Annotated in this window: 22 protein-coding genes; 11 read left to right on the forward strand and 11 right to left on the reverse strand. The window is 68.2% G+C overall.

Features of this window, described 5'->3' with window-relative positions; translation table 11 throughout:
• Positions 1-19: 19 nt before the first annotated feature.
• The 5 genes from E7744_RS15535 to E7744_RS15555 form a co-directional block, all read right to left on the reverse strand.
• Complete coding sequence (locus E7744_RS15535) at positions 20-2,458, reverse strand: phosphoketolase (RefSeq protein WP_137775250.1); 2,439 nt, start codon at positions 2,456-2,458, stop codon at positions 20-22.
• A gap of 94 nt (positions 2,459-2,552) precedes the next feature.
• On the reverse strand, positions 2,553-3,926 hold the full coding sequence (locus tag E7744_RS15540; RefSeq protein ID WP_137775251.1) for a phenylacetate--CoA ligase family protein: 1,374 nt from the start codon (positions 3,924-3,926) through the stop codon (positions 2,553-2,555).
• Between the two features lie 229 nt (positions 3,927-4,155).
• Complete coding sequence (locus E7744_RS15545; protein ID WP_137775252.1) at positions 4,156-4,668, reverse strand: hypothetical protein; 513 nt, start codon at positions 4,666-4,668, stop codon at positions 4,156-4,158.
• A gap of 129 nt (positions 4,669-4,797) precedes the next feature.
• Positions 4,798-5,961 (reverse strand): hypothetical protein, encoded by a 1,164-nt coding sequence (locus E7744_RS15550; protein WP_137775253.1) that lies wholly within the window; start codon positions 5,959-5,961, stop codon positions 4,798-4,800.
• Positions 5,958-6,533, reverse strand: a complete 576-nt coding sequence (locus E7744_RS15555; RefSeq protein WP_168199884.1) for a sigma-70 family RNA polymerase sigma factor — start codon at positions 6,531-6,533, stop codon at positions 5,958-5,960. Before E7744_RS15555 ends, E7744_RS15550 begins: the two co-directional genes overlap by 4 nt.
• A gap of 265 nt (positions 6,534-6,798) precedes the next feature.
• On the opposite strand from E7744_RS15555, the gene E7744_RS15560 reads away from it, so the two are divergent.
• Positions 6,799-7,641 (forward strand): hypothetical protein, encoded by an 843-nt coding sequence (locus tag E7744_RS15560; protein ID WP_137775255.1) that lies wholly within the window; start codon positions 6,799-6,801, stop codon positions 7,639-7,641.
• Positions 7,642-7,883: 242 nt separating this feature from the next.
• On the opposite strand, the gene E7744_RS15565 is transcribed toward E7744_RS15560, so the two are convergent.
• On the reverse strand, positions 7,884-8,273 hold the full coding sequence (locus tag E7744_RS15565; RefSeq protein WP_115930598.1) for a heavy metal-responsive transcriptional regulator: 390 nt from the start codon (positions 8,271-8,273) through the stop codon (positions 7,884-7,886).
• A 97-nt stretch (positions 8,274-8,370) separates the two neighbouring features.
• Here E7744_RS15565 and merA point away from each other — a divergent pair, with 97 nt between their 5' ends.
• The 7 genes from merA (at position 8,371) to E7744_RS16370 (ending at position 16,273) form a co-directional block, all read left to right on the forward strand.
• Positions 8,371-9,816: a mercury(II) reductase gene (merA, locus tag E7744_RS15570; RefSeq protein ID WP_115930599.1), complete on the forward strand. Its 1,446-nt coding sequence runs from the start codon at positions 8,371-8,373 to the stop codon at positions 9,814-9,816.
• Between the two features lie 228 nt (positions 9,817-10,044).
• Entirely contained in the window at positions 10,045-10,758 is a 714-nt protein-coding gene (locus E7744_RS15575; protein WP_137775256.1) for a recombinase family protein, read from the forward strand.
• 32 nt (positions 10,759-10,790) lie between these two features.
• Entirely contained in the window at positions 10,791-10,922 is a 132-nt protein-coding gene (locus E7744_RS16430; protein ID WP_256376046.1) for a hypothetical protein, read from the forward strand.
• Positions 10,910-11,203, forward strand: a complete 294-nt coding sequence (locus tag E7744_RS15580; RefSeq protein WP_246858716.1) for a hypothetical protein — start codon at positions 10,910-10,912, stop codon at positions 11,201-11,203. Before E7744_RS16430 ends, E7744_RS15580 begins: the two co-directional genes overlap by 13 nt.
• Positions 11,204-11,244: 41 nt before the next feature.
• Positions 11,245-13,572, forward strand: coding sequence for a hypothetical protein (locus E7744_RS16360; RefSeq protein WP_246858717.1), 2,328 nt, complete (start codon positions 11,245-11,247; stop codon positions 13,570-13,572).
• A gap of 62 nt (positions 13,573-13,634) precedes the next feature.
• Positions 13,635-14,297 carry a hypothetical protein gene (locus E7744_RS16365; protein ID WP_246858718.1) on the forward strand — a complete coding sequence of 221 codons (663 nt, stop codon included), beginning with the start codon at positions 13,635-13,637 and terminating at the stop codon, positions 14,295-14,297.
• Entirely contained in the window at positions 14,294-16,273 is a 1,980-nt protein-coding gene (locus tag E7744_RS16370; RefSeq protein ID WP_246858719.1) for a helicase-related protein, read from the forward strand. Before E7744_RS16365 ends, E7744_RS16370 begins: the two co-directional genes overlap by 4 nt.
• 413 nt (positions 16,274-16,686) lie before the next feature.
• Here E7744_RS16370 and E7744_RS15590 read toward each other — a convergent pair whose 3' ends face one another.
• Genes E7744_RS15590 through E7744_RS15600 form a run of 3 tightly spaced genes read right to left on the reverse strand, consistent with a single transcriptional unit; the run spans position 16,687 to position 17,662 of the window.
• A complete protein-coding gene (locus E7744_RS15590; RefSeq protein WP_137775257.1) occupies positions 16,687-17,094 on the reverse strand; it encodes a hypothetical protein in 408 nt (135 codons plus the stop codon).
• 19 nt (positions 17,095-17,113) lie between these two features.
• Positions 17,114-17,410: a hypothetical protein gene (locus E7744_RS15595; RefSeq protein WP_137775258.1), complete on the reverse strand. Its 297-nt coding sequence runs from the start codon at positions 17,408-17,410 to the stop codon at positions 17,114-17,116.
• Between the two features lie 21 nt (positions 17,411-17,431).
• Complete coding sequence (locus E7744_RS15600; RefSeq protein WP_137775259.1) at positions 17,432-17,662, reverse strand: hypothetical protein; 231 nt, start codon at positions 17,660-17,662, stop codon at positions 17,432-17,434.
• Between the two features lie 413 nt (positions 17,663-18,075).
• Here E7744_RS15600 and mobC point away from each other — a divergent pair, with 413 nt between their 5' ends.
• The 3 genes from mobC to E7744_RS15615 are packed head-to-tail and all read left to right on the forward strand — an operon-like array spanning position 18,076 to position 21,078.
• Positions 18,076-18,474 carry a plasmid mobilization relaxosome protein MobC gene (gene mobC / locus E7744_RS15605; RefSeq protein WP_246858720.1) on the forward strand — a complete coding sequence of 133 codons (399 nt, stop codon included), beginning with the start codon at positions 18,076-18,078 and terminating at the stop codon, positions 18,472-18,474.
• Positions 18,471-20,204, forward strand: a complete 1,734-nt coding sequence (locus E7744_RS15610; protein WP_137775260.1) for a relaxase/mobilization nuclease domain-containing protein — start codon at positions 18,471-18,473, stop codon at positions 20,202-20,204. The genes mobC and E7744_RS15610 overlap by 4 nt, the downstream gene beginning before the upstream one ends.
• 16 nt (positions 20,205-20,220) lie before the next feature.
• On the forward strand, positions 20,221-21,078 hold the full coding sequence (locus E7744_RS15615) for a hypothetical protein (RefSeq protein ID WP_137775261.1): 858 nt from the start codon (positions 20,221-20,223) through the stop codon (positions 21,076-21,078).
• Between the two features lie 74 nt (positions 21,079-21,152).
• Here the strand turns inward: E7744_RS15615 and E7744_RS15620 are convergent, their stop codons facing one another.
• Both E7744_RS15620 and E7744_RS15625 read right to left on the reverse strand, forming a co-directional pair.
• A complete protein-coding gene (locus E7744_RS15620; RefSeq protein WP_168199885.1) occupies positions 21,153-21,950 on the reverse strand; it encodes an RES domain-containing protein in 798 nt (265 codons plus the stop codon).
• Positions 21,947-22,327, reverse strand: coding sequence for a hypothetical protein (locus tag E7744_RS15625; protein WP_137775263.1), 381 nt, complete (start codon positions 22,325-22,327; stop codon positions 21,947-21,949). Before E7744_RS15625 ends, E7744_RS15620 begins: the two co-directional genes overlap by 4 nt.
• Between the last annotated feature and the right edge of the window lie 298 nt (positions 22,328-22,625).

The raw sequence follows: 22,625 nt of genomic DNA on the forward strand, positions 1-22,625 counted from the left end.
GTGAGGACGAGGGCATGGCCTAACCCGGGCCTTCCGGTCCGGTGGCCGGCCCGGTCGCCGGCACAGTCTGCGGGGAGGAGGGCGGGGTCCATTGCCAGTGGCGGATCTCGGGCAGGTCTTCGCCGTGGGTGCGGATGTACTGGCGGTGGGTGATGAGCCGGTTGCGCAGGTGTTCGCGCAGGTGGGCGGAGCGGTCCTTGAGTCGGGGCACCCGGTCGATGACGTCGATGGCCAGGTTGTACCGGTCGATCTGGTTGAGCACGCACATGTCGAAGGGGGTGGTGGTGGTGCCTTCCTCCTTGTAGCCGCGCACGTGCAGGTTGGCGTGGTTGGTGCGCCGGTAGGTCAGCCGGTGGATCAGCCATGGGTAGCCGTGGTAGGCGAAGATCACCGGCTTGTCGGTGGTGAACAGGGCGTCGAAGTCCCGATCGGGCAGCCCGTGCGGGCTCTCCGCGGCATCCTGCAGGCGTAGCAGGTCCACGACGTTGACCACCCGGATGGCCAGGTCGGGGAAGTGGGTGCGCAGGATCTCCACCGCGGCCAGGGTCTCCATGGTGGGGATGTCCCCGGCGCAGGCCATCACCACGTCGGGGGTGGTGCCGGCGTCGGTGCTGGCCCAGTCCCAGATGCCGATGCCCTTGGTGCAGTGGGCGATGGCGGCGTCCATGTCCAGGTACTGCAGCGCCGGTTGCTTGCCGGCGACGATCACGTTGACGTACTGGCGGCTGCGCAGGCAGTGGTCGGCCACCGAGAGCAGGGTGTTGGCGTCCGGGGGCAGGTACACCCGGACGACCTCGGGTTTCTTGGTCAGCACGTGGTCGATGAATCCGGGGTCCTGATGGGAGAACCCGTTGTGGTCCTGGCGCCACACGTGCGAGGTGAGCAGGTAGTTCAGTGAGGCGACCGGGCGGCGCCAGGGAATTCGGTTGGTGGTGTGCAGCCATTTGGCGTGCTGGTTGAACATCGAGTCCACCACGTGCACGAACGCCTCGTAGCAGGAGAACAGCCCGTGCCGTCCGGTGAGGAGGTAGCCCTCCAGCCAGCCCTGGCAGGTGTGCTCGGACAGGATCTCCATCAGTCGACCCTCCGGGCCCAGGCCCTCGTCCCCGTCCAGGGTCTTCGCGTTCCAGGCCCGGCTGGTCACCTGGAGCACGTCGCCGAGGCGGTTGGAGTTGTTCTCGTCCGGGGAGAACAACCGGAACGACTCCGGGTTGGCAGCCACCACGTCTCGCAGCAGTCCTCCCAGTACGCGCGTGGCCTCGGCGGTGCCCGCACCCGGTGTGGGCACCGGCACCGCATAGTCCCGGAAGTCGGGCATCCTCAACGGGCGCAGCAGCACGCCACCGTTGGCGTGGGCGGACGCGCTCATCCGCCGGTCCCCGCCCGGGTGCAGGTCTCGGACGGCCGGTGCCGGCGCCCCGGTGGCGTCGAAGAGTTCCTCGGGCCGGTAGCTGCGCAACCAGTCCTCGAGCACCCGCCGGTGCGCGGGGTCCTCCCGGGCGGCGGCGAAGGGCACCTGGTGGGACCGCCAGGATCCCTCCACCTGCCGGCCGTCCACCTGCTCCGGGCCCGTCCAGCCCTTGGGGGAGCGCAGCACGATCATCGGCCAGCGCGGCCGGGTGGTGTCCCCGTCCTGAGCGCGGGCCTTGATCTCCTGGATCTGGTCCAGGCACGCGTCCAGGGCTCGGGCGAAGTCCTGGTGCATGCGGGCCGGGTCCTGACCGCTGACGTAATGGGGGGTGTGCCCGTAGCCGCGCAGCAGCCCGTCGAGTTCGTCGTCGTCAATGCGGGCCAGCACGGTGGGGCTGGCGATCTTGTAGCCGTTCAGGTGCAGGATGGGCAGGACGGTGCCGTCCCGGACCGGGTCGAGGAACTTGGTGGAGTGCCAGCTGGCCGCCAGCGGTCCGGTCTCGGCCTCGCCGTCACCGACGACCGCGGCGACGATCAGATCCGGATTGTCGAAGGCTGCCCCGTAGGCATGCGACAGCACATACCCCAGTTCCCCGCCCTCGTGGATGGACCCGGGGGTCTCCGGGGCGACGTGGCTGGGGATCCCGCCGGGGAAGGAGAACTGGCGGAACAGCCGGCCCATGCCAGTCTCGTCCTGGGACACGTCCGGGTAGACCTCGCTGTAGGTGCCCTCCAGCCAGGCCGCGGCCACCGGGCCGGGGCCGCCGTGGCCCGGGCCCATGACGTACATCATCTCCAGGTCCCGGGTCCGGATCGCCCGGTTGAGGTGGGCATAGATGAAGTTCAACCCCGGCGTGGTCCCCCAGTGCCCCAGCAGCCGCGGCTTGACGTGCTCGGGGCGCAGCGGCTCGCGCAGCAGGGGGTTATCCATCAGGTAGATCTGTCCCACCGACAGGTAGTTCGCCGCACGCCACCAGGCGTCCAGGGCCTTAACGTCCTCGGCCCCGAGAGGCGGAGGTGCCGTGATGTCCGGATCAGGGTCGGCCATGGCCATCATCGTCCTTCCTGTGGTGTCGTCACCGGGGGGTTGCCTTCCCGGTGACCCCGACGGGGTGGTTGGGGGCCCGGGCTGGATCGCTCCATCACGGGCCCCCGGCGCGGTCCCGGTCGATGGAGACCACCAGGGGGGCCTTGCCCAGCGCGGTGCGCTGCAGGCGCCCGACCACCTCCGCCTGCACCGGCACGCCCGGCGCCCCGGCGGTGATGAGGGCGGCCCCGACCGCGGTGCGGACCTGCCCGGCGGTCCTGCCCGGGGCTAGGCCCACCAACCGCACCAGCAGGCCCCCGGGGCGCTGGACGACCTGCCACCCGTCCCGCGAGGCGTCGTCGAGCACCGCGTGGAAGACGTTGGGGTGGACCCGGACGCGGCCGGTGGCCCCGGGCAGCTCCAGCACGTCCTCCTGCCGGCCCTCCACCGAGGCGAGGCGGACGAAGGAGCGGCCGCAGGGGCAGCCGCCTGGTCCCAGCGCGATCCGGTCGCTCATCTCGTAGCGGATCAGGGGCACGGTCCGGGAGAACAGCACGGTCACCCACAGCCGCGCCCCCACGGTCCCCGGCGGCACGGGAGCACCGGCCTCGTCGACCGGCTCCACGATCACGAGGTCCTCGTAGACGTGGCGGGTCCGGTACCGGCAGGGGGAGGCGATCCCGGCCGTCTCGGTGGCCGCGTACACGTCGAACGGCTCCCTGCCCCACGCCGCGCGGAGCCGGGCCGCGGCGTGGGCGGTGAGCACCTCCGAGGCCGAGACCACGGAGGCCGGGGCGATCGACAGCCGGCCGTCCCGTTGTTCTCCCGCCAGGGGCAGCAGCGCAGAGGGGTAGCCCACCAGCAGCCGGGGCCCGAAGGCGTTGAGCCGGGCGACGGCTTCGGCCAGGTCGTCGGTGGCGTCCAGGCGCAGGGTGGGCACCACGCGGGACTGCAGGCTGGCCCCCACGACGGCCGACTGGTGCGTGGGCACCTTCGAGCTGACCACCGCCACCCGCAGCGGACGGGTGAGCCCGGCCGGGATCCCGGCCCAGTCGTTGGCCCGCGCGTAGGAGGCCAGCACGGTCGCCCACTCGGCCCGGTCCCACACGAAGACGCCGGGCCGGCCGGTGGTGCCCGCGGTGGCCGCGGCCCACCAGCGGCCCCGCCACGGCACGCCCGGGTCCGCCCCGGACCGGACCAGCTCCGCCAGGTGCGCCTCCAGGTCGTGGCGGCCCAGCCCCGGGACGGTGACCACGTCGTCGAAGTGCTCCATCAGCTGGGCCTTGGTCACGGGCGGCAGCTCGGCCAGCGGGGCCCCGAGCAGCCCGGCGTGGTGCGCGCGGTAGAACCCCGAGCGTGCATAGGCCACCCGGCGCAGCCTGTCCAGGGCGGCGGCCTGCTCGGCGGCGATCCGGTCCGGGGCCCACCGGTCCCGGCGCCGCCACGCACGGCGGCGCCACAACACGTTCGCCAGCAGTCGCAGGTCCATCGTGCGCATCCGATCGACAAGGAGACGGGCGAGAACGCCCAGGGCCGCAGAACTTTCGCGGCCGTACATAGCCGCCGTGTCCTTACCGTCACTCTGGGGGCGCGGGGACGTCAAGCGCTACTACACGCTAGCCCTCCCCCGGAGCCGCACTGAGCCCGCAGAAGGATCGGTCAGTGGGAATGAATCCGGCCCCGAGAGTCGACCGCCGTCCTACGTCGTGAGGTCAGCTCTAGACTGCCCGTCCAACATCGCCGTGGAGCGTGGTGGACAGATCGCGCACCGTGTACAGCCAGTCCAGGTACCGCAGCTCCACAGCGACGTGGTTCTCCAGGTCCACGATTGCGTGGCCGCGCCGGACTGGGCCGGCGAACTCCAGCCGGACGCTGTCCCCGTTGCGCCAGGCGTCCACGACCTCGTAGTTGTCGGAGGCGTCCCAGATGGGGAGATCCAGGGGGCTGAACATGGTCAGCACCGGGTGTGACATCGGGAACTCGTGTCGGTGCGTCCGCAGCGGCGGATCGTTCACCGGCTCCAGAACCAACTCCCCGCTGCGGGGGTTGAAGCTCACCGTCTCGTCGTCGGTGGCACAGCGGTATTCGCCGGTGGGAGAACGGGCGACCACGTGGAAGATGCGGGTGGAGCGTCCGTCGGTGGCATGGACCGTGGCCTCGATCTGTTCGGGAGCGCAGAGCCTCCGCTTGGACGTGATGAGAGCCGACAGGCTCGTGGCGGCATCATTCATGGTCACTCCATTCCGGTCGTCGTCCCATCATGCCGCCGTCCTCCTGCACCGGAGGGGGATCCCTCAGCGAAGCACAAATCCTGACTCGAACTAAGAGAGAGTCAGTGGACGCTTGCAGGTGGCTGAGGTTCAGCGATCGTGGAGTTGGATATAGCGGAGCACTGAGGGAATCGGGAAGTCAGGTTCGCCAGTCTGAGGGCCGGCGAGGTAGGCCTCTTCGTAGCCGGTGATCTGGCCGGTGTTGGCGTTCACGAGCAGGCTGGCGCGGTAGGTGCCGTCGTCCTCGGTCTTAAGTCCCAGCGCGTAGGCAGGGTTGCCGTATCGGTCTGTGGTCTGGCCGAGGTAGTCGATGCCGGGGTCGGCACCGAGGTTTTGCAGCAGGGCGTCGTTGGCTTCCGGGGTGAGGCTCCAGTGCATGAGCATCATTCCGGTGATCTGGAGCAGGCCCCGGTCCCCATCGGCGACGGCGGCCAGGTTGTTGTCCCGCAGGTTGGCAAGATACATCTCCATGGCGTCGCCGGTGGCTGGCGGCGGCTCGGGGAACATCCCGGAGAAGTCCGCATCGGTGTACTCGTGAGTCACGGTCTCGCCAGGCTTCAGATCCTCCCCCTTGAGGTTTCGCGTCTCAGGGTTCAGGGGTCGGCCGTCGGCATCAAGCGGCATGCCGGCGGTGATGACTTGGCGGACGATGTCCCCGCGCTCGGCGCTGAGCCGGTAGGTCTTCGGCAAGGTGATGTCCGGGGTGATCTCCCGTTCGGAGGCATCCCACATCGTTCCCAGCTCCCAGTGCGTCACCTCCAGATCACGCGGCGACCGCGGCTGCGCGGCGGACTGTCCGGCTTTTCGGGCCAGGGAAATCACGTCCGCCTTGGTCTCGGGGGCGTCCGACCTCGGGGCGATATCGGCCGATCCCGTCGGCGCTTCGCGGCCGCGGCCTGGGGCGTCAATCTCCAAGGGACGGGCCACGCTCTGGGTCGCGACCAGCACAGCCTTCTCGTAGGCCTGGTGGTGGGCGAAGACCCCGCCGCCGAGGCCGATCACCACGGCTATCACCGCAGCGGCCGCCGGAAGCACCCAACGGGGCCGTCCTGGCCGGGACCGGAGAGACGATGGTCGGCGGGGCTGGCGGGGTTTGCCGTCGGGGCGGACTTCCACGTGCTGGGAATCGGACCCGACGGTGTCGTCATCGGCCAGCAGGGCGGCCAGGTCTGCCTCGGCCCGCTCATCCAAAGGGCGCTCGGCCAGGGGCGCCGGGGCGGGGTTGAGCATCCGGAGGCGGTCGTCCAGGTTCATGACAGTCCTTGGGTTGTCGACGTTGGCGCGGGTTCAGCGGACATGGTGTCGTCCCGGGTGAGGAGGTCGCGCAGCAGGGACCGGGCCCGGGAAAGTCGCTTCCAGACGGCCTGGACGCTGCAGTCCAGAACCTGGGCGATGTCCCCGGCGGGCAGGTCTTCCCAATAGGTCAGGTACAGCACCTCCCGATGGTCCGCCGGGAGTTGGCGCAGCACCTGGATCAGGTCCATCTGCTCGTGGTGCCCGGACCGGGCCCAGTCCAAGGCCAGCCGGTCCAGCAGGGCGGCCTCCCGTGCATGGCGTTGATACTCATTGCCCAGCAGGTTCCGGCAGGTGGCATAGACGAACGCCAGGCCGCGCTCCAGGGCCACTTCCCGCTTCTGCCACACGATCCGGAAGGCCTCGGCCACCACATCCCGGGCGGCGTCGTCACTGTCGATACGACGACGCGTGAAGGCATAAGCCTGCCAATACGTCTGCCGGTAGAACCGGGTAAAGGCGGCCCGGTCGGATCCAGACGATGGCGCTCGGGCGGCTTGACCCTCACACGATCTCACTGCCGCCGCCCCCACGCCCGGATGTCCAACGCCACGTGCCCCCTCGATTCAGGCGGACCCGCTGCCCACCCTTCATCCATCTTGTTTGGGAAAACCACCGATCCTGACACGCACGCGCCGATTCTTTTGAGCAGCAGCGTTCCCGGGGGCCGTCATGGCACCACCCAAGCGCATGTCAGGACTCGCACGCGCGAAGAGACAGCCAGGCGCGCCGAAGCCTGTGCCGGTTGGGGATCCCCTTACGCCAAACGGACGTGGGCGCCCCGCTAGGTTGGCTTAAGTGAGCGACAGACCATCAAGCGAAGAGTGGGAAGAACGCCTAGCCAAGATCCGGAAGGCATTGGGACACTGGCGCGAACGGGTGAAGTTTCCTGACAATGTCGCACCCGGCTCGTCTCTATCGGCGGATGATCAGGTGCACCCTGAAATGCCGTGCAGCCAGCTCGCCTGGTGGGGATTGACCGTCGGCGTGGAGCACTTAGACGGATGCGTAGCGCTGGTGGATCACCAGTTGGAACACGACCGACCGATTCTGCCAGCGGCCACCTTCACCGTGCTGCGGGGGGCCTTGATCGGATCGTCGCAGGCGGCGTTGCTGCTATGTACCCGTAAACGCGAGCAGCGCATCAACTACGGGTTGCGCATTGCTCGGGAGGAATACCTGCAGGCGCTCTACTTTCGAGGCGCCACGGCCGGTCACCCGGCTGTGGCTGAGATGGAGGGCATCGTGACTCCGGACAGTGACTTCTTGGATTGGCCTCAGGAAGGAATTGAGCGCGTGGAGACGCTACTCAAAGCGCGTGGCGTGTCCAGGTCGAACCTGAAGTTGAAAGACACTGACCTCATCAAAGAAGCTGCGAAAGTCGTCCATAGCGGCGAGGATGCTGCCCTGCTCCAGCTGGCTACGGAGATGGAATGGAGGCTCGGTAGTGGCTCCGCTCATGGCCGCCTGTTGATGAACATGCACCGCCCCCAAGGGCATAGCCGAGGTGATGAGGGACGCGTGGCATTTTTCGGCACCGCGAAAGACATGGTCGTCCAACAAATGGCGACGGCCTGGTTCCTCCTCAATGAGGCATGGCGCATGTGGGAGTTGCGAACCACATCGTCAGCGTCCAATTAGACGTTCCCTGAACGCGACGACCAGATCGCGCACCGCCGGAGCAAGCCGGGCCGACCGATCGACTTCGGCGAGCGGCAGCAGGCTCGCTGTCGCGGCCGCAATGTCGTGGAGCGGTGATTCAACCGCCTCAAGCAGTGGTGCCGGATCGCGATGCCCTCGGACAAGACCGTCGGCAGCTACCACGCCGGACTGTGCCTGGTCGCCACCTGCTCCTGGCTCGGCACCGGTGGTCGCGGCACGGCTCAGACGTAGCGGCAGACCTGGTCCGGGCCGCAGGTGTCCGGCCGGACGGGGATGGCCGCCTCGCGTAGCTCGGTGAGGGTGTCGCGCAGGACGGTCAGGCTGCGCAGTTGGTACTCGATCTCCGCTAGGCGCTCATCGAGCAGGTCACGCACGTGCGCGCAGGGCGCCTGCCCGTCATCGCGGATGTCCAGGACCTGCTTGACCTGGGCCAGAGTGAGCCCGGCGGCCTGTCCCCGGCGGATGAAGTCCAGTCGGGACAACACGTCGGGGCGGTAGTCGCGGTAGCCCGCCGGCGTCCGGTCTGGGGCCGGGAGCAGGCCCTGGTCTTCGTAGAACCGCAGCGTCTTGGTGCTGGTGCCCGCCGCGGCGGCGAGTTCCCCGATCCTCATGGCCACCTCACTTCCCGGGGTGACTGGCAAGCCTGTCTTGACCTTCCCCTGTACTGGAAGGTCCATTCTGGTGCTCAGGATGATGTTTCGCCAAGTGATGGAGGTAGCGGTGAGAGGTGAGCGGGTGGACCTGGCGGTGATCGGTTCCGGTGGGGCGGCGTTCTCGGCCGCGATCCGGGCCCGGAACCTGGGCAAGTCGGTGGTGATGATCGAACGGAGCACGGTCGGGGGGACCTGCGTGAACATCGGCTGTGTGCCGTCCAAGGCGCTGATCGCCGCGGCCGCGGCCCGGCACGGGGCCGCCGACGCGCCCGGCCGGTTCCCCGGCATCAGCACCACCGCTGGCCCGGTGGACATGCCGGCACTGATCCAGGCGAAGCAGTCCCTCGTGGAGGGCCTGCGGTCGGACAAGTACGTCGACCTCGCTGCCTCCTACGACTGGCCCATCCGGCCCGGAGAGGCCTCCTTCGCCGGCACCCCGGACGCCCCGGTGCTGCAGGTCACCGGCCCCGACGGGGATACCGCGCTGATCGAAGCCGAGCACTACCTGATCGCCACCGGCGCCCAACCCTGGGTCCCCGACCTCCCGGGGCTGGACCGGGTCGACTACCTGACCTCCACCACCGCGATGGACCTCCCCGAGGTGCCCGAGTCCCTGCTGGTGCTCGGCGGCGGGTACGTCGCTCTGGAGCTGGCCCAGCTCTTCGCCCGGCTCGGCTCGGCGGTGACCATGCTGGTCCGCTCCCGCCTGGCCTCGGCCGAGGAACCCGAGGTCGACCAGATCCTGGGCGAGGTCCTCGCCGAGGAGGGCATCACGGTGATCCGCCGCGCCCAGATCACCGCCCTCATCCAGGACGAGGCCACTGGTGAGGTCACCGCCGCCGCGACCGTGGCCGGCGGTACCGCCCGGTACCGCGCCCAGCGGGTGCTGGTGGCCCTGGGCCGGCGCCCGGTCACCGAGACCCTGAACCTGGACGCGGTCCAGGTCGCCACCGGGGCCGGTGGGCAGATCCTGGTCGATGACTTCCTGGCCACGTCCACCCCGCGGATCTGGGCCGCCGGGGACGTCACCGGCCACCCCGAGTTCGTCTACGTCGCCGCTCAGCACGGGGCGATGGCCGTCGAGAACGCCTTCACCGGCGCCGGGCGCACCGTGGACTACTCCCACCTGCCCCGGGTGACGTTCACCAGCCCGGCCATCGGCGCGGCCGGGCTCACCGAGCACCAGGCCGTGGCGGCCGGCTACCGCTGTAACTGTCGGGTGCTGCCCCTTCAGTACGTGCCCCGGGCCCTGGTCAACCGCGACACCCGCGGGTTTATCAAGGTCGTCATCGACGACGACACCGGTCGCATCCTCGGCCTCACCGCCCTGGCCCAGGACGCCGGCGAACTCGCCGCCGCCGGAGTCTTCCTCCTCGACGCCGGACAGACCTACCAGCACGTCGCCGGAATGTGGGCGCCCTACCTGACCATGGCCGAGGGCATCAAGCTCGCCTGCCAGGCCTTCACCACCGACCCCTCCCAGCTGTCCTGCTGCGCCTAACCCAGCCCCCGGGGCGCCGACGCTGCGTCGTAAGGGGATCCCCTTGCGGACCGTGCCGGGGTTACACCTGAGGGTTAGTGCAGTGCACTTCTGAATTCAGTGCAGTCGGGTTCTGAAACTGACACTGACACGCATGGATGGCAGCAAACTGCTTGTCATAAACCAAGTACGAAACATGTATGCTCGCCACAGGTACTCGCGACGGGTTTTGACCCACTGGGGGAGGGCATGGACAGGCCGGAACGGCTGCAAAATGCGGAGGAGCCGATATTGGTTCCTCAGGGAGTCTCGCTGGGCTATGCCAGGGTCCCCACCGCGGAGCAGAGCTTGAAGAGTCAGCGGCAACAGCTTGTGGCTGCTGGCTGTTACGACGTGTATGCGGACCAGGGGAAGTCCGGGGCGACGATGGCCCGTCCGCAGCTGGAGGCGTGCCTGCGCGCCTTGCAGCCGGGGAACACCTTGGTGGTGACCAAGCTCGACCGGCTGGGGCGGACCGTCCGTGGTCTAGTGGAGTTGCTGGACTCTCTCAAAGACCGTGGGGTGGCTTTCCGATCCCTATCGGAGGGCATCGACACCACGACGCCTCAGGGCCGGCTGATGTTCAACATCGTCGCCTCGGTGGCTGAGATGGAGCGTGAGCTCATCCGTGAACGCACCATGGCTGGCCTTGCGGCGGCGACCGGCAAGGGCGGTCGACCTCCTCGCCTGCAACCTCATGATGTGCGTGAAGCACGACGACTCCGAGAAGCGGAGGCGTGGTCGCTGGACCGGATCGCTGCAAAGTTCAAGGTCAGCCGCTCAACGGTGATTCGGGCCCTGCGCCAGGATGGGCTCTCCGGGGCTGGATACGCTGAGGAAAACCCTGATTCCTCACCCCGGGAGCCCCTTGATGGTCCGAGCGCGCAAACGACACCAGATCGACGGCCAGGTATCCCTCGATGATTTCCTCTTTCCCGAGCCCGAGGAGGTTCGCCATGAACAAGTACGGCAAGTTCGCGCAGGACACGTGGAAGGCCCTGGCTCCAGCCCAGTACGCCCTGATCCCGGACCCGGAGGCGTGGTTCACGACGCTGGGGACGAAGCGGAGAGCAGCGTGGGGGAGCTGACGGTGCAGATCGCCGGACCGGACCCGACCGGGGAGACGTACCTGGAGAAGGTCGGCCGGTTGAACGCGGCGCGGATGCAGGCCGAGGAAATCGTCCGCGCCGAGATGCTGACGCCGCAGGCCGAGGATCTGACGGGCTCGGACCAGAACGAGGACGAGAGCGAGGACGAGCCGAGCCTGATGTCCGTCCATCTGGAGGCCATGAAGGAGTTGAAGGTGCTGCACCGGGAGGCGATGGAGGAGCTGAACCGTCAGGAAATGGAGCGCGACCTGAACCAGTAGGCGACGCCGGGGCGCCGCCGCAGCCGGCCGACGCGCAGCCGGTGGGCCAGGCTCCCTCGGGGGCGCGGGCGCGGTTCCAGGCCAACCTGGAGGCCCTGCGCACGCTGCGCGAGCTCCAGGAGACCGGCCGGGCCGCCACCACTGCTGAGCGCGAGACCCTGGCACGGTGGGGCGGCTGGGGTGCTGCTGGGCTGGCCGAGGTCTTCGACGAGAACCGCTCCGAATTTGCTGCGGACCGCGACCAGTTGCGCGGGCTGCTGAGCGATGACGAGTACCGGGCAGCCAGCCGAACGGTCATCAACGCCCACTACACCGACCCGGCCATCGCCGCCGAAATCTGGCAGGCCCTCCAAGGGCTCGGTTTCGAGGGTGGGCAGGTCTTGGAACCAGGTTCCGGTGCTGGGACGTTCATCGGCCTGGCCCCGGAGGGGGCCACCATGACCGGTGTCGAGCTGGACCCCGTGAGCGCGGGAATCTCCCAGGCCCTCTACCCGCAGGCCACGATCCGCGCGGAGTCCTTCGCTGACTCCCGGTTCGCCGGTGGGCAGTTCGACGCCACCGTGGGCAACGTGCCCTTCGCCCGCACCACCTTGCACGACCCGACCCATAACCAGGGGCGGCATTCGATGCACAACCACTTCATCATCAAATCTCTCGCGCTGACCCGGCCCGGGGGAGTCGTGGCGGTCATTTCCACGGCCTTCACCATGGACGCGCAGAACCCGGCCGCCCGCCGAGAAATCTTCGACACCGCCGACCTGCTCGGCGCGGTCCGCCTGCCCAACGGTGCCCACCGGCGAACGGCCGGCACCGAGGCGCTGACCGACGTGCTGCTCTTTCGCCGCCGCCTGCCCGAGGAGGAGCCGGGAGACCGGTCCTGGCTGGAATCCCGCCCCCTGGGCGCCGCTGCCGGGAACGAGGTGCGCATCAATACCTACTTCACCCAGCACCCGGAACGGGTGCTGGGAACCATCGAGGTCGGCCACGGCATGTACTCGGAGGCGACCGTGACGGTGCGAGCCGAGGACCTGCAGGCGGTGCCCGCACAGCTGCGCACGCAGCTGCAGGACATCACTGCCACCGCCGTGGCCGCCGGCCGGGGGATGGGCGCGGACCCGCGCACCGTGGAGGAACAGGCGGTCGCCCGGGTGCCGCAGACCCCGGCCGCCGAACAGGTTGGGCACATCAGTGCTGCCCCCGATGGAACCTTCACCCAGGTCAACCTCGACGGTGCCGTGGAGCCCTTGGAGGTTCCCCGCACCCAGCAAGCGGAGCTACGCGCCCTGCTGGGCCTGCGCGACGGGGCGCGCACCGTGCTGACCCTGGAAGCGGCCAGCGTCGAGGACACCGAGGAACTGGCCACCGCCCGCGCCCAGCTGGCCGCGGACTATGCCGGATACGTCGAGCGGTACGGGCCGATCAACCGGTTCAGCGAACGCCGCACCGGCCGCACCGATGAGGCTGGCCAGGACATCATGGCCCGCACCCAACCGCGGGTCATGGCTTTGCTGCGCAAGGACCCCTACGGGCCGTTGGTGCCGGCCCTGGAACACTTCGACGAGGGCACGCAGAGTGCCACCCCGGCGGCCCTGCTCACCGAGCGGCAGGTCCAGCCCCGCAAGCCGGTGCGCGGCGTGGACACCCCCGCGGAAGCGTTGGCCGTCACCCTGGACACCACCGGTGAGGTCGACCTGGAAGAGATTGCTCTGCTGCTGGGCACCGACCCGGACGAGGCCCGAACGGCTTTGGGCGATTTGGTCTACGACGTGCCGGGCGAACCGGGGGTGCTGGAGACCCGCGCCGAGTACCTCAGCGGCAACATCCGCCAGAAACTCGACGCCGCCACCGAGGCGGCCGCGGAGGACCCGTCCTATCAGCGCAACGTCGCTGCCTTGCAGCAAGTGCTGCCGCGCCCGCTGGGCGCGGACGAGATTGAGGCGAAGATCGGCTCGGTGTGGATCTCTCCGGAGATCCATGCCGAGTTCCTGGGCGAGCTGATCCGCGACCCGCGCGCCCACGTCGACCGGGCAGCGGGAGCGAATTGGGAGGTTAAGGCCAGTCGGCATTCCTTTCAGGCCCGCAACGACTGGGGCACCGACCGGATGCCGGCGCCGGACATCTTCAAGGCTCTGCTGGAGCAGCGCCGGGTCCAGGTCACCGATCCCGACCCGGATCACCCGGAGAGCAACCGGCGCATTCTGAACCCGACGGAGACCACTGCCGCGCAGGAGAAGGCACACCTGATCAAGGACCGGTTCCGCGAGTGGGTGTGGGAGGACCCGGAGCGCACCGTGGCCCTGACGGATGAGTACAACAGGCGGTTCAACTCCCTGGTGCTGCGCGATTACAGCGTCGAGGGGAGCGGCTGACCCTGCCGGGGCTGGTACGGACGTTCTCCCCGCGACCCCACCAGCGGGCCGCGGTGGCGCGCATGGTGAGCGAGCCCTCCGTGGGGTTGTTCCACGAGGTCGGTGCGGGAAAGACGGCCGAAATGGTGATGGGAGCGATGGAATTGCGCCGGCTGGGCATGACCACCAAGCCGGCGGTGGTGGTGCCCAACCACATGCTGGACCAATTTTCGAGGGAGTGGCTCCAGCTCTATCCCCAGGCGCAGATCCTGGCCGCGTCCTCGGCTGATCTGCAGGGGGACAAGAGGCGGGAGTTTGTGGCCCGGGCGGCCGCGAACGACTGGGACGCGGTGATCATGACCCGCACGGCCTTCGAGCGGATCAAGCTCTCCCCGGCGTCCGAGCAGGCCTACCTCGACCGCGAGAACGACCGGATGCGCCAGGAGTTGGCCGCGGCCGGGGCGCGGGCCGCCGAACTGGGGCAACCGTCGCTGACCATCAAGAAGATGGAAGCCCGCCTGCAGGCGCGCGAGGAGAAGTTGAAGGAGATGCGCGAGCGTCCCGTGGACCCGGGCATCACCTTCGAGCAGACCGGCATCGACTACCTGATCGTGGACGAGTTGCACGACTTCAAGAACCTCGACACCCCTCGAACATCGCCGATGCGGCCATCGACGGCTCCAAGCGCGCCGGGGATCTGCACGCCAAGGTCGAGTACCTACGGCACCAGCACGGGGATCGGGTGATCACCGGGGCAACGGCCACACCCATCGCCAACAGCGTCACCGAGATGTACGTGATGCAGCGCTACCTGCGTCCGGACCTGCTGGCCGAAGCCGGCATCACCGACTTCGACACCTGGGCGGCCACGTTCGGGGAAGTGGTCTCCGAAATGGAGATGTCGGTGGCCGGCGGGGACAAGTTCAAGATGAAGGAACGCTTCGCCAAGTTCCAGAACGTCCCCGAGCTGCTGAAGATGTTCCACACCTTCGCCGACGTCAAGACCGCCGAGGACCTGAAGCTGCCCGTGCCTGCCCTGGCAGAACGCGAGGACGGCAAACGGGCCCCGCGGATGGTCACCGTCGAGCCCAGCGGCGAACTGGAGGAGTACATCCGGGACATCGGGGAACGGGCCGAAGCGGTCCAGCAGCGTCTGGTGGACCCGACCGAGGACAACATGCTCAAGATCTCTTCCGATGGTCGCAAGGCGGCCCTGGACATGCGGCTCGTCGACCCCGAGCTCGAGGTCCTCGATGGGCAGACCAAGGTCAGTGCCGCCGCGGACCTCATCGCGGGGGTGTACGAGGAGAACAAGGACCGGATCTACACCGACCCGGCCACCGGGGAGGCGCACGGGACGCCCGGAGCCCTGCAGATCGTGTTCTGCGACCTGGGCACCCCCTCGGAAAACTGGAACGTCTACGACCAGCTCAAGGCCGACCTGATCGCCCGGGGCGTGCCGGGGGAGAAGGTTCGCTTCATGCACGAGGCGAAGAACGATGCCGAGAAGGGCCGGCTGTTCGCGGCCTGTCGCAGCGGGGACGTCGCCGTGCTGGTCGGTTCGACGCAGAAGATGGGCGTGGGCACCAACATCCAGGCTCGGGCCGTGCATCTGGTGGACATGGACGCCCCCTGGCGGCCCGCCGATGTCTCCCAGCGGCACGGGCGCATCATCCGGCAGGGGAATCAGAACCCGGAGGTGGCCATCTCGCAGGTAGTCACCAAGGGGTCGTTCGACACCTTCATGTGGCAGACGCTGGAACGCAAGTCCCGGTTCATCGATCAGGTCATGCGTGGCAAGCTCGACGTCCGGGAGATTGAGGACGTCGGGGAGAACACGCTGTCCTTCGCTGAGGTCAAGGCCATCTCCAGTGGCAACCCGTTGATCCTGGAGAAGTCCAAAGCGGATCAGGAGCTGTCTCGGCTGGAACGGCTCAGCCGTGCCTGGCATCGCAACCAGTCTTCGCTGGTGCATCGCAAGGACCGGGCCGAGAAGAAGGGTCGGGCCCTGGTCGAGAGTTTGCCCCGATTGCAGGCCGCGGCCGCGCGCACCACCGGCGACCTTAGCGGTGAAGCCTTCACGATGACCATCGCCGGACAGCGCTACGACAAGCGCACCGAGGCGGCTGCCGCCCTGGGCGCGTGGATGCAGGAGAACACGTCTTTCCGGCCGCCCTTCAGTGGGGACCGGGAAGTAGGAGTGGCGGGGATCATCGCCGGCCACCAGGTGCGGGTGGTGGAAGGCCAGGCGAATCCTTCGGACCTGTCCTCCTCACCGGTGGAGTTCCGCATCGACGACGCCCCGGGGATCTATGTGGAGGTCGCCCGGGAGGCCGCCCGGAACCCGAGCGTTGGGCTGATCCAACGCCTGGAGAACCAGGTCCGGCGCCTTCCCGAGGCAGTGGTGAAACACGAACAGCGCATCGAGGAAGCCCGCCAGGAGTACCGGGACGCGGCGGCTGCCCTGGGCCAGCCCTTCAAGCACGAAGCAGCCCTCGCAGATGCACGCCGGAACGTGGAGCGCATCAACCAGCAAATGGCCGGGCATGACGAGGTGCAGCCCGCCTTGGACCCGGAACTAGAAGCGCTGCAGAAGCTGCGGGGCGCCGCTTTTCCTTCCCTGCCCACGGCGGCCCGGGCGGCAGTCTCGGCTGCAACCACGGGCCTTTCGCGGGTCCCTGTTCGTGGTGCCGACCGAGCCGGAGGGATCGACCGGAGCTGACTGCAACGCGGGGGTTTCCGGACCGTCAAGAGTTCTGCCGGATGCCTGAGGAACTACCGATCAAGTTGGTACCAGTGGACCGTCCGGATGACGGCCGAAAGGTCGTCACCTGAGTTTCCTGTGCAACTTTGGCCTGCCGGCGTGGTGGCAGAGACGTGGTACCGCGGTGACAAGAGTGAGCCACGGTCGAGGATGGTCACCTCGACGTCCTGATGGCCATGGGTGGGACTCTCTCGATGCACGATGAACGTCTCCACACGCCAAGCCTCACCGTCCAAGGCGTCTTCCAGAAGCTCTACGACCTGACTCGTGTCATTAATGTCCATGACCACCATGCTTGTCGCTACAAAGGCCCAAATCAAAAGCGGAAGCCGTGAGGCAGGCGGGGGCTTGTCGAGAACTGCTCTGGAGCGTCATCGCCTACTAGGGACGCGGGAGTAGTGGTCATGGACCGCATTGACTAAGCGAACGAATGCCTTGTCCTTTTGCGCGGCGTTGGGCTTGGCCGGCATTTCCCCCAAAGCGGCCGCGAGCTTGTAGAAACCAGCGCCCTCATTATTCGAGCCTTGGTGTGTGACCAGAGCAGAAAGCATGACCCCGTGCTCAGCATGACTCCGACGGGAGATCTCTCCGAGTAAATGACCGACTGCCGCCCGTTCCGACTCCTGGGCGTAGTTGAAGCCGGGCAATCCCGTCGCTGAGGTCAGCTCTCGATTTAGCTCTGTGTAAGTTGTCATGCCCCGCTCACGTGCCTTGGCGACAAGGAAGGCTTCGGCAGCCTCGCGCAGTTGCTCCCACTCCAGCTCAGTACGTCCGTACATATCGTCACCTCGCTTTGAATTAACCGTGGTCAGTAGTGCTGTTCGCGGAATCGGAAGATTGGGCATCGGAGGGTGTTCCCGTGGTGGCGCTCCTGCGTCGCTTCGCGGGGCGGAGCTTGTTCAGTTCGGCCTTCGTCCAGCCGTTCTTCTCGGCATCAGTGAAGGCCTTCTTTTCGGCCAGCTGCGCCTTGCGGAGGGTCTCTTCCGCCTCGACGCGGGCGCTGATGGCGTCGGCAATCTTCTTCACCGAGTGCATGCGCTTCTCGGTGAGCTTGCGTGCTTCTTCGAGGATCTGTTCTGAGGTCACGGTAGCCATGTACTCAACCTATCGGTCGGCTCAGACGATTAACAGCTCTGACGTGGACGAATCGACCAGAAAGGCCGGCGGTTGGGAGCGGCGGTCGGGGTCGCGGTGCAGGAAGTAGTCGTCGACTTCGTGCAGCAGGTAGCGCGGAGTGCTGGTGCCGGGTAAGACGTAGCACTCCGGACCCGCGCCGCTGATCCTGAGGTCGTGCAGCGCCTCGGCGCTGATGCCCCAGCGTGCCACGACGTCCTGGGGGGTGATCATCCGAGTCTCCATGGGGTTTGCCTTTCTCTCGCTGCCGTTCTTTTCGGCGAAGACCGAAACACTCGGGTCGGCAGGTTCAGGCAAGTTGGAGGGGCCGGTCGTGGAATACCGGAGCGAGCGAGGAACGAGCGAGTGAGGATATGCCGCGAAAGCCGGGCCCGGAGACTTGCCGGGTTCTGCCGGGCCAGTACCCTCAGTGGCCGAAAGGAACGCTCGCGTTCAGCCAGTCAGGCGTGCGAAGCGCGCTCCTCCAGCACGGTAGCGGTGACCGGCTGCGCCGGAGCAAGCTATGCACTTAGGTCCCCTAAGTGGCTCGTCCCCTCGACATTCCGGTCGCGGGTGGGGCACACTGAGCGTGTGGTCCCCGCGCGGGGCGGGGTCGCTGCGCTGGGCCGAGAGGGAGGGGAGCGTCCGTGAGTGAGCAGACGCCTGGACGGCCCCTGTTTGGCCGTCGTCGCCGTGCCAATGTGGAGGGCGGTCGGCAGCATCAGCACAAGGTGAAGGTGTCACCGGAGGAAGAGGCCGTGCTGGTCAGGTTGGCGGCCGAGCAGCAGGTCACCATTCCGCGGTTGTTGGTCGAGTCGGCGTTGGCCTCGGAGTCCTCGGAGACTCCCACGCAACGTAAGCAAGCGATTGCGGAGTTGTTCGCCCTGCACCGCCTCCTGGCGGCGGTGTCGAACAACGTCAACCAGATTGCGCGGGCCACCAATGCCACCGGGGAAGCGCAGGCGGAAACGTCCGTGACGCTGGCCAAGGTGCGGCAGGTGGCGGGGCGCATCGATGAGGCCATCGACGGGCTGACCTTGTCATGATGCCCAACGTGGTGCGCGGTGATCGGATGACCGGACTGATGACCTATTTGGTCGGTCCGGGCCGGGCGAACGAGCACACGGATCCGCATCTGGTCGCAGGGGACCCGGCATTGATGGCGTGGCACGACGACGCCGAGTTGGGGCACGACTCGGCGATCGCGATTGCCCGTCACTTGGACAAGCCGCGCACGGCCTTTGAGGTCGAGGTCAAGGGCGGCCACGTCTGGCATTGTTCGCTGTCCTTGCGTGCCGACGAGGGGCAGCTGACGGACGAGCAGTGGAACGGAATCGCCAACGATTTCGTGGCCGCCATGGGCTTCGATGACCACGAGGGAACCAAGGCCCCGTGCCGGTGGGTGGCGGTCCGTCACGGACTGTCCAAGAACGGCAACGACCACATCCACCTAGCGGTGAACCTGGTTCGGGAGGACGGCACCAAGGCGTCCATCTACAACGACCACCCTCGTGCCCAGGCGGCCGCCCGCGCGCTGGAAGTCGAGCACGGTCTGGAGCGGCTGGAGTCCGTCACTGCCGAGCGGGCCACGCGTGGCTACGACCCGGCCGAACGCCAGGCCCAAGCCCGCGCCCGCGCGAAGGCGAAGTACGAACGCGACCGGTCCACGGCAGGCGGTACAGCGCCGGCCTGGGAGCAGCTGGACCGTGCTGACCGGCAGGGCAAGGTGGCCGCCGAGCTGCGCACCGATCAGCCGCGGTATCTGCTGGCCTTGAAGGTGCGGGCCGCTTCGACGGCCAGTGAATCGGAGGCCGAGTTCGTGCGCCGGATGCGCCGGTCCGGACTGCTGGTCCGGCCACGCTTTGCCGACGGGCGCACCGATGTGGTCACCGGCTACTCGGTGGCCGAACGCCCCCAGGCCGGGGAGCGTCCCATCTGGTACGGCGGGGGCCACCTGGGGCGCGATCTGACGTTGCCGCGGCTGCGCGACGGCTGGCCCGACACCCCGACCGGGGCCACCGAGGCGGCCGCCGAATGGACCGCCGCCAAGCGCGGTCGGCGCATCGTTGCCCCGGGCCGGGAAGCCCACGAACCGGACCCGCAACTGTGGCAGGCGCGCAACGCCGAGCTGGCGGAACTGGTGGAGAAGCTGCGCTCGGTTCCGGTCGATGACCGGGACACTTGGGCGACGGTCGCACGGCAGACCGCCGGGGCCCTGGCGGCGTGGTCGAACGCCATCGAGGACACCCCCGGGGACCTGGCCGCGGCCTCCGAGGCCCTGTCCCGATCCGCGCAGACGTACCAGCGCACGGTGCGCCCCCAGCAGGCCGGCACGGTCGCCATCTCCGGGGCGGCCATGCTGCTGGCCAGTGCGGCCCGCTCCGGCCAGGGAGCCGTGGCGCAGGCGGCCATGGTGCGCCAACTACTGCGGCTGACCCAGGCCGTCCACGAGGCGGCCGCGGCCGGCCAGCAGGAACGCCAGGCGCGGCTGCTGGCCGAGGACACCCGCGCCCGGCTCGTGCGCGTCCGTGAGGGCCTGCCCCGGCCCCTCGAGGGCGGGCAGGCCGTGGCAGCACCCGGTGCGGCCACGGCCACGCTGGAACGGCCCGAGGCCACGCTGGACCCGGAGGTTCAGGCGATGCTGGACCGCCTGAATGCCGGCCACGGGCGATCGGCCACCGAGGCGGCCTCTCCAGTGCCGAACACACTCGGACCCAAACCAGTTGAGACCAGGCAGGCGACGACCCCGGGCGCAGAGCGCGGCCCGGAACGATAAGAGGAGGGGACCAATCATGGCCGAGGAAAACGACGGAATCGATGAGGTCTTCGAGGGCCAGCTGCGGGTGGCTATCACCGCCGCCGGACAGATCGGGGAACGGATGGCCCGCGCCCTGGAAGAGTCCCAGCGCCGGGCCCAGGCCACCAGCGAGCAGGAAGCGCGCGAGCTGGCGTCCCGGCTCGCGGCCGAACGGCAGGCAGCTCGAACCGAACTGGGTGCCGTTCACCGGAAGGAGTGGTGGGACAACGCCACCCCCGAGCAGATCGGGCGCAGCTATCAGGTCGCCTGCGCCTGGGCGGCCGAGGACCCCGAGGCCGTGCGTGCCGAGCACCGCATCCGCGACGAGGTCCGCACCCGCTACGGCATCGACGTGGACAACACGGGAGCGGACCCAGAAGCCGTGGGCCAAGCCGTGCAGGTGGAGCTGGAGCGCGCCGAGCGGGACCGTGCCGACGCCGCGACCGAACAGGGCCGTGCGCAACAGGAGAATACCGAGGCACAGCTGTTGATGGCACAGGCCGACCACGAGGATCGCCGCGCCGACCAGGCCCGTGCGGCCGAGTACGAGCCGGACCCGGATGAGCGCATCCGCGCGGCCGCGGTATCCGAGCAGAGTGAAGCTCACGCCGTGCAGGCCAGCGCGGACGGGGCCACGATGTACGACAGCTCCGAGCGGCGCGAGGGCACCGCCCGCGAACTCGAAGCCCGGGGTATCGACAGCGAAGTGGTGGCCACCCGGTTGCGCGCCGACGTCAGTCAGGGCAGACCGGCCACCGAGGCCGTCACCGCAACCGGAAAGACCACGGCACCCAAGGTGCGTAAGGCAGCCGGGCGCGGCCCCACGGTGCAGCGCTCTGGACTGGATCGATGAGCACGCCCTGAGGTGTGTCCGTCGTCGGCTGTGGAGGCATACGGTTTCGCAGACGGAGGTATGGTCGGGCGAGCCTAGCGCGCCCCCAGGATGGGGAGTCGGTAATACTGTGCTGTGTCGGCGAAGGCCGGGTCAGGGCCGACGTTCTGAGAGGTCACTTGCAGGAGGTCGTTGCGCCCTGGCGGCAGGTTCTCGTCGGCCCGGCGGTCCCAGTAGGCCCAGCAGGTCCCGGTCAGGGTCCGTGATGGATAGACGATGCCCAACGGCTCGTGACCGTCGTCGAGCATCTGCTGTCTGATGACATGGGCCAGTAGCGTGGTCAGATCGCGGTTGGGGCCGGTGACCTCGGTGGCGGTGAGCATGGTGACCTCACCCATGGCGCCGGCCGTTGCGGAGGCCAGGTTTTCCAGAGCGTTGAGCGTGTCCGGGTGGTCGATCCGAACCCACCAGCCCTGGCGGGGCAAGCGGATCTCATAGATCGAGCGCTCCAGTTGCCAATCCACGGAGACCGACCACGGCACGTCGACGCCATTGGCCCTGGCCTCCGCGCTGACCGTCTCGATGTATTCGTCTACGGCCATCCCGATGGATTGGGCGGTGCGGGCGATCTGGGCGCGTTCGGCCCGGAACCCGTTCAGGACTTCTGCGTATGCGCACCGGCGGGAGTCGGCCAGGTAGAGGGTGGAGCCGATGGTGTCGTATCGGCCGCGGGAGTCGCCGGCGCCCGGGTCGGAACCGACCGGCGGCGGTCCCACGTGCTCGTTCCGCCGGGCGGATAGCGCCCCGTACCGGTCCTTGGCGACCCGGTAGGCCGTTTGCCCGCCGGCTGCGACGAGGTGGAGGCCGGTTGTGGTGCAGGTCCTTTCGGTCACGCGGCGTGGACGTCGTTCACGAACGCTTCGGCCGCGCCGAGGACTTCGCGGGTGCGCTGCTGCTGGATGTACAAGACCGGGAGGTTCTCCTCCAGTTGTGGGTTGGCGCCCAGCAGCCACGCCAGGGCCACGTTTCTGCCTTCAGTCATTTCCAGGGTTTTCCATACCCGGTAGCCCAGCCGCAGTCTCGCTTCCACTTCCGGCCTGGGTTCCGGGCCGTCCGGTTTGGCCCACTTGTGCGGTGAGGTGCGATCTTTGCTTCCTGCCATGGTCTGGACCACCGTAGCGCCGACATTGGCGTTCAGTTCCCGGACCAGGTCGTGGATGTTCATCCGCGTGGTGTCGCGGAAGACCCTGTCTCGCGTGGCAGATTCCATGTCTTGACAATGCCAGATGTGGCATGGCAGAGCAACCCTAAATCCACATCTGAGCAACAGGTAATCAACGCCGATAACGAACGTTACGTCAACTCAGAGGACTCTGTGTCCAGTTGGTCGACTTCCTGACTACTCTTGCCCGGCATTGTTCCTCGCCTCGAGGATGTCCTGGTGGATGCGGCTCCGATCGGAGACCCGCCCGGTGAGTCTGAGGAGCTCGATGTTACGCGGGTCCTTGGCGGCCTGCGGGCCAGCTCCGAGCCCGGGGTTGGCAGCAGGGCGGCGACGTTCGGCGGGG

Origin of the sequence: Citricoccus sp. SGAir0253 (genome assembly GCF_005877055.1) — a bacterium.
Classification (GTDB): Bacteria; Actinomycetota; Actinomycetes; order Actinomycetales; family Micrococcaceae; genus Citricoccus.

What these genes read in the sequence shown, in the direction of transcription:
- E7744_RS15535 (WP_137775250.1), bottom strand. Translation starts at nt 2,458, where the DNA reads ATGGCCGACCCTGATCCGGACATCACGGCACCTCCGCCTCTCGGGGCC.
- E7744_RS15540 (WP_137775251.1), bottom strand. Translation starts at nt 3,926, where the DNA reads ATGGACCTGCGACTGCTGGCGAACGTGTTGTGGCGCCGCCGTGCGTGG.
- E7744_RS15545 (WP_137775252.1), bottom strand. Translation starts at nt 4,668, where the DNA reads ATGAATGATGCCGCCACGAGCCTGTCGGCTCTCATCACGTCCAAGCGG.
- E7744_RS15550 (WP_137775253.1), bottom strand. Translation starts at nt 5,961, where the DNA reads ATGAACCTGGACGACCGCCTCCGGATGCTCAACCCCGCCCCGGCGCCC.
- E7744_RS15565 (WP_115930598.1), bottom strand. Translation starts at nt 8,273, where the DNA reads ATGAGGATCGGGGAACTCGCCGCCGCGGCGGGCACCAGCACCAAGACG.
- merA (WP_115930599.1), top strand. Translation starts at nt 8,371, where the DNA reads ATGGAGGTAGCGGTGAGAGGTGAGCGGGTGGACCTGGCGGTGATCGGT.
- E7744_RS15575 (WP_137775256.1), top strand. Translation starts at nt 10,045, where the DNA reads ATGGACAGGCCGGAACGGCTGCAAAATGCGGAGGAGCCGATATTGGTT.
- E7744_RS16430 (WP_256376046.1), top strand. Translation starts at nt 10,791, where the DNA reads ATGAACAAGTACGGCAAGTTCGCGCAGGACACGTGGAAGGCCCTGGCT.
- E7744_RS16365 (WP_246858718.1), top strand. Translation starts at nt 13,635, where the DNA reads ATGGTGAGCGAGCCCTCCGTGGGGTTGTTCCACGAGGTCGGTGCGGGA.
- E7744_RS15590 (WP_137775257.1), bottom strand. Translation starts at nt 17,094, where the DNA reads ATGTACGGACGTACTGAGCTGGAGTGGGAGCAACTGCGCGAGGCTGCC.
- E7744_RS15595 (WP_137775258.1), bottom strand. Translation starts at nt 17,410, where the DNA reads ATGGCTACCGTGACCTCAGAACAGATCCTCGAAGAAGCACGCAAGCTC.
- E7744_RS15600 (WP_137775259.1), bottom strand. Translation starts at nt 17,662, where the DNA reads ATGATCACCCCCCAGGACGTCGTGGCACGCTGGGGCATCAGCGCCGAG.
- E7744_RS15610 (WP_137775260.1), top strand. Translation starts at nt 18,471, where the DNA reads ATGATGCCCAACGTGGTGCGCGGTGATCGGATGACCGGACTGATGACC.
- E7744_RS15615 (WP_137775261.1), top strand. Translation starts at nt 20,221, where the DNA reads ATGGCCGAGGAAAACGACGGAATCGATGAGGTCTTCGAGGGCCAGCTG.
- E7744_RS15625 (WP_137775263.1), bottom strand. Translation starts at nt 22,327, where the DNA reads ATGGAATCTGCCACGCGAGACAGGGTCTTCCGCGACACCACGCGGATG.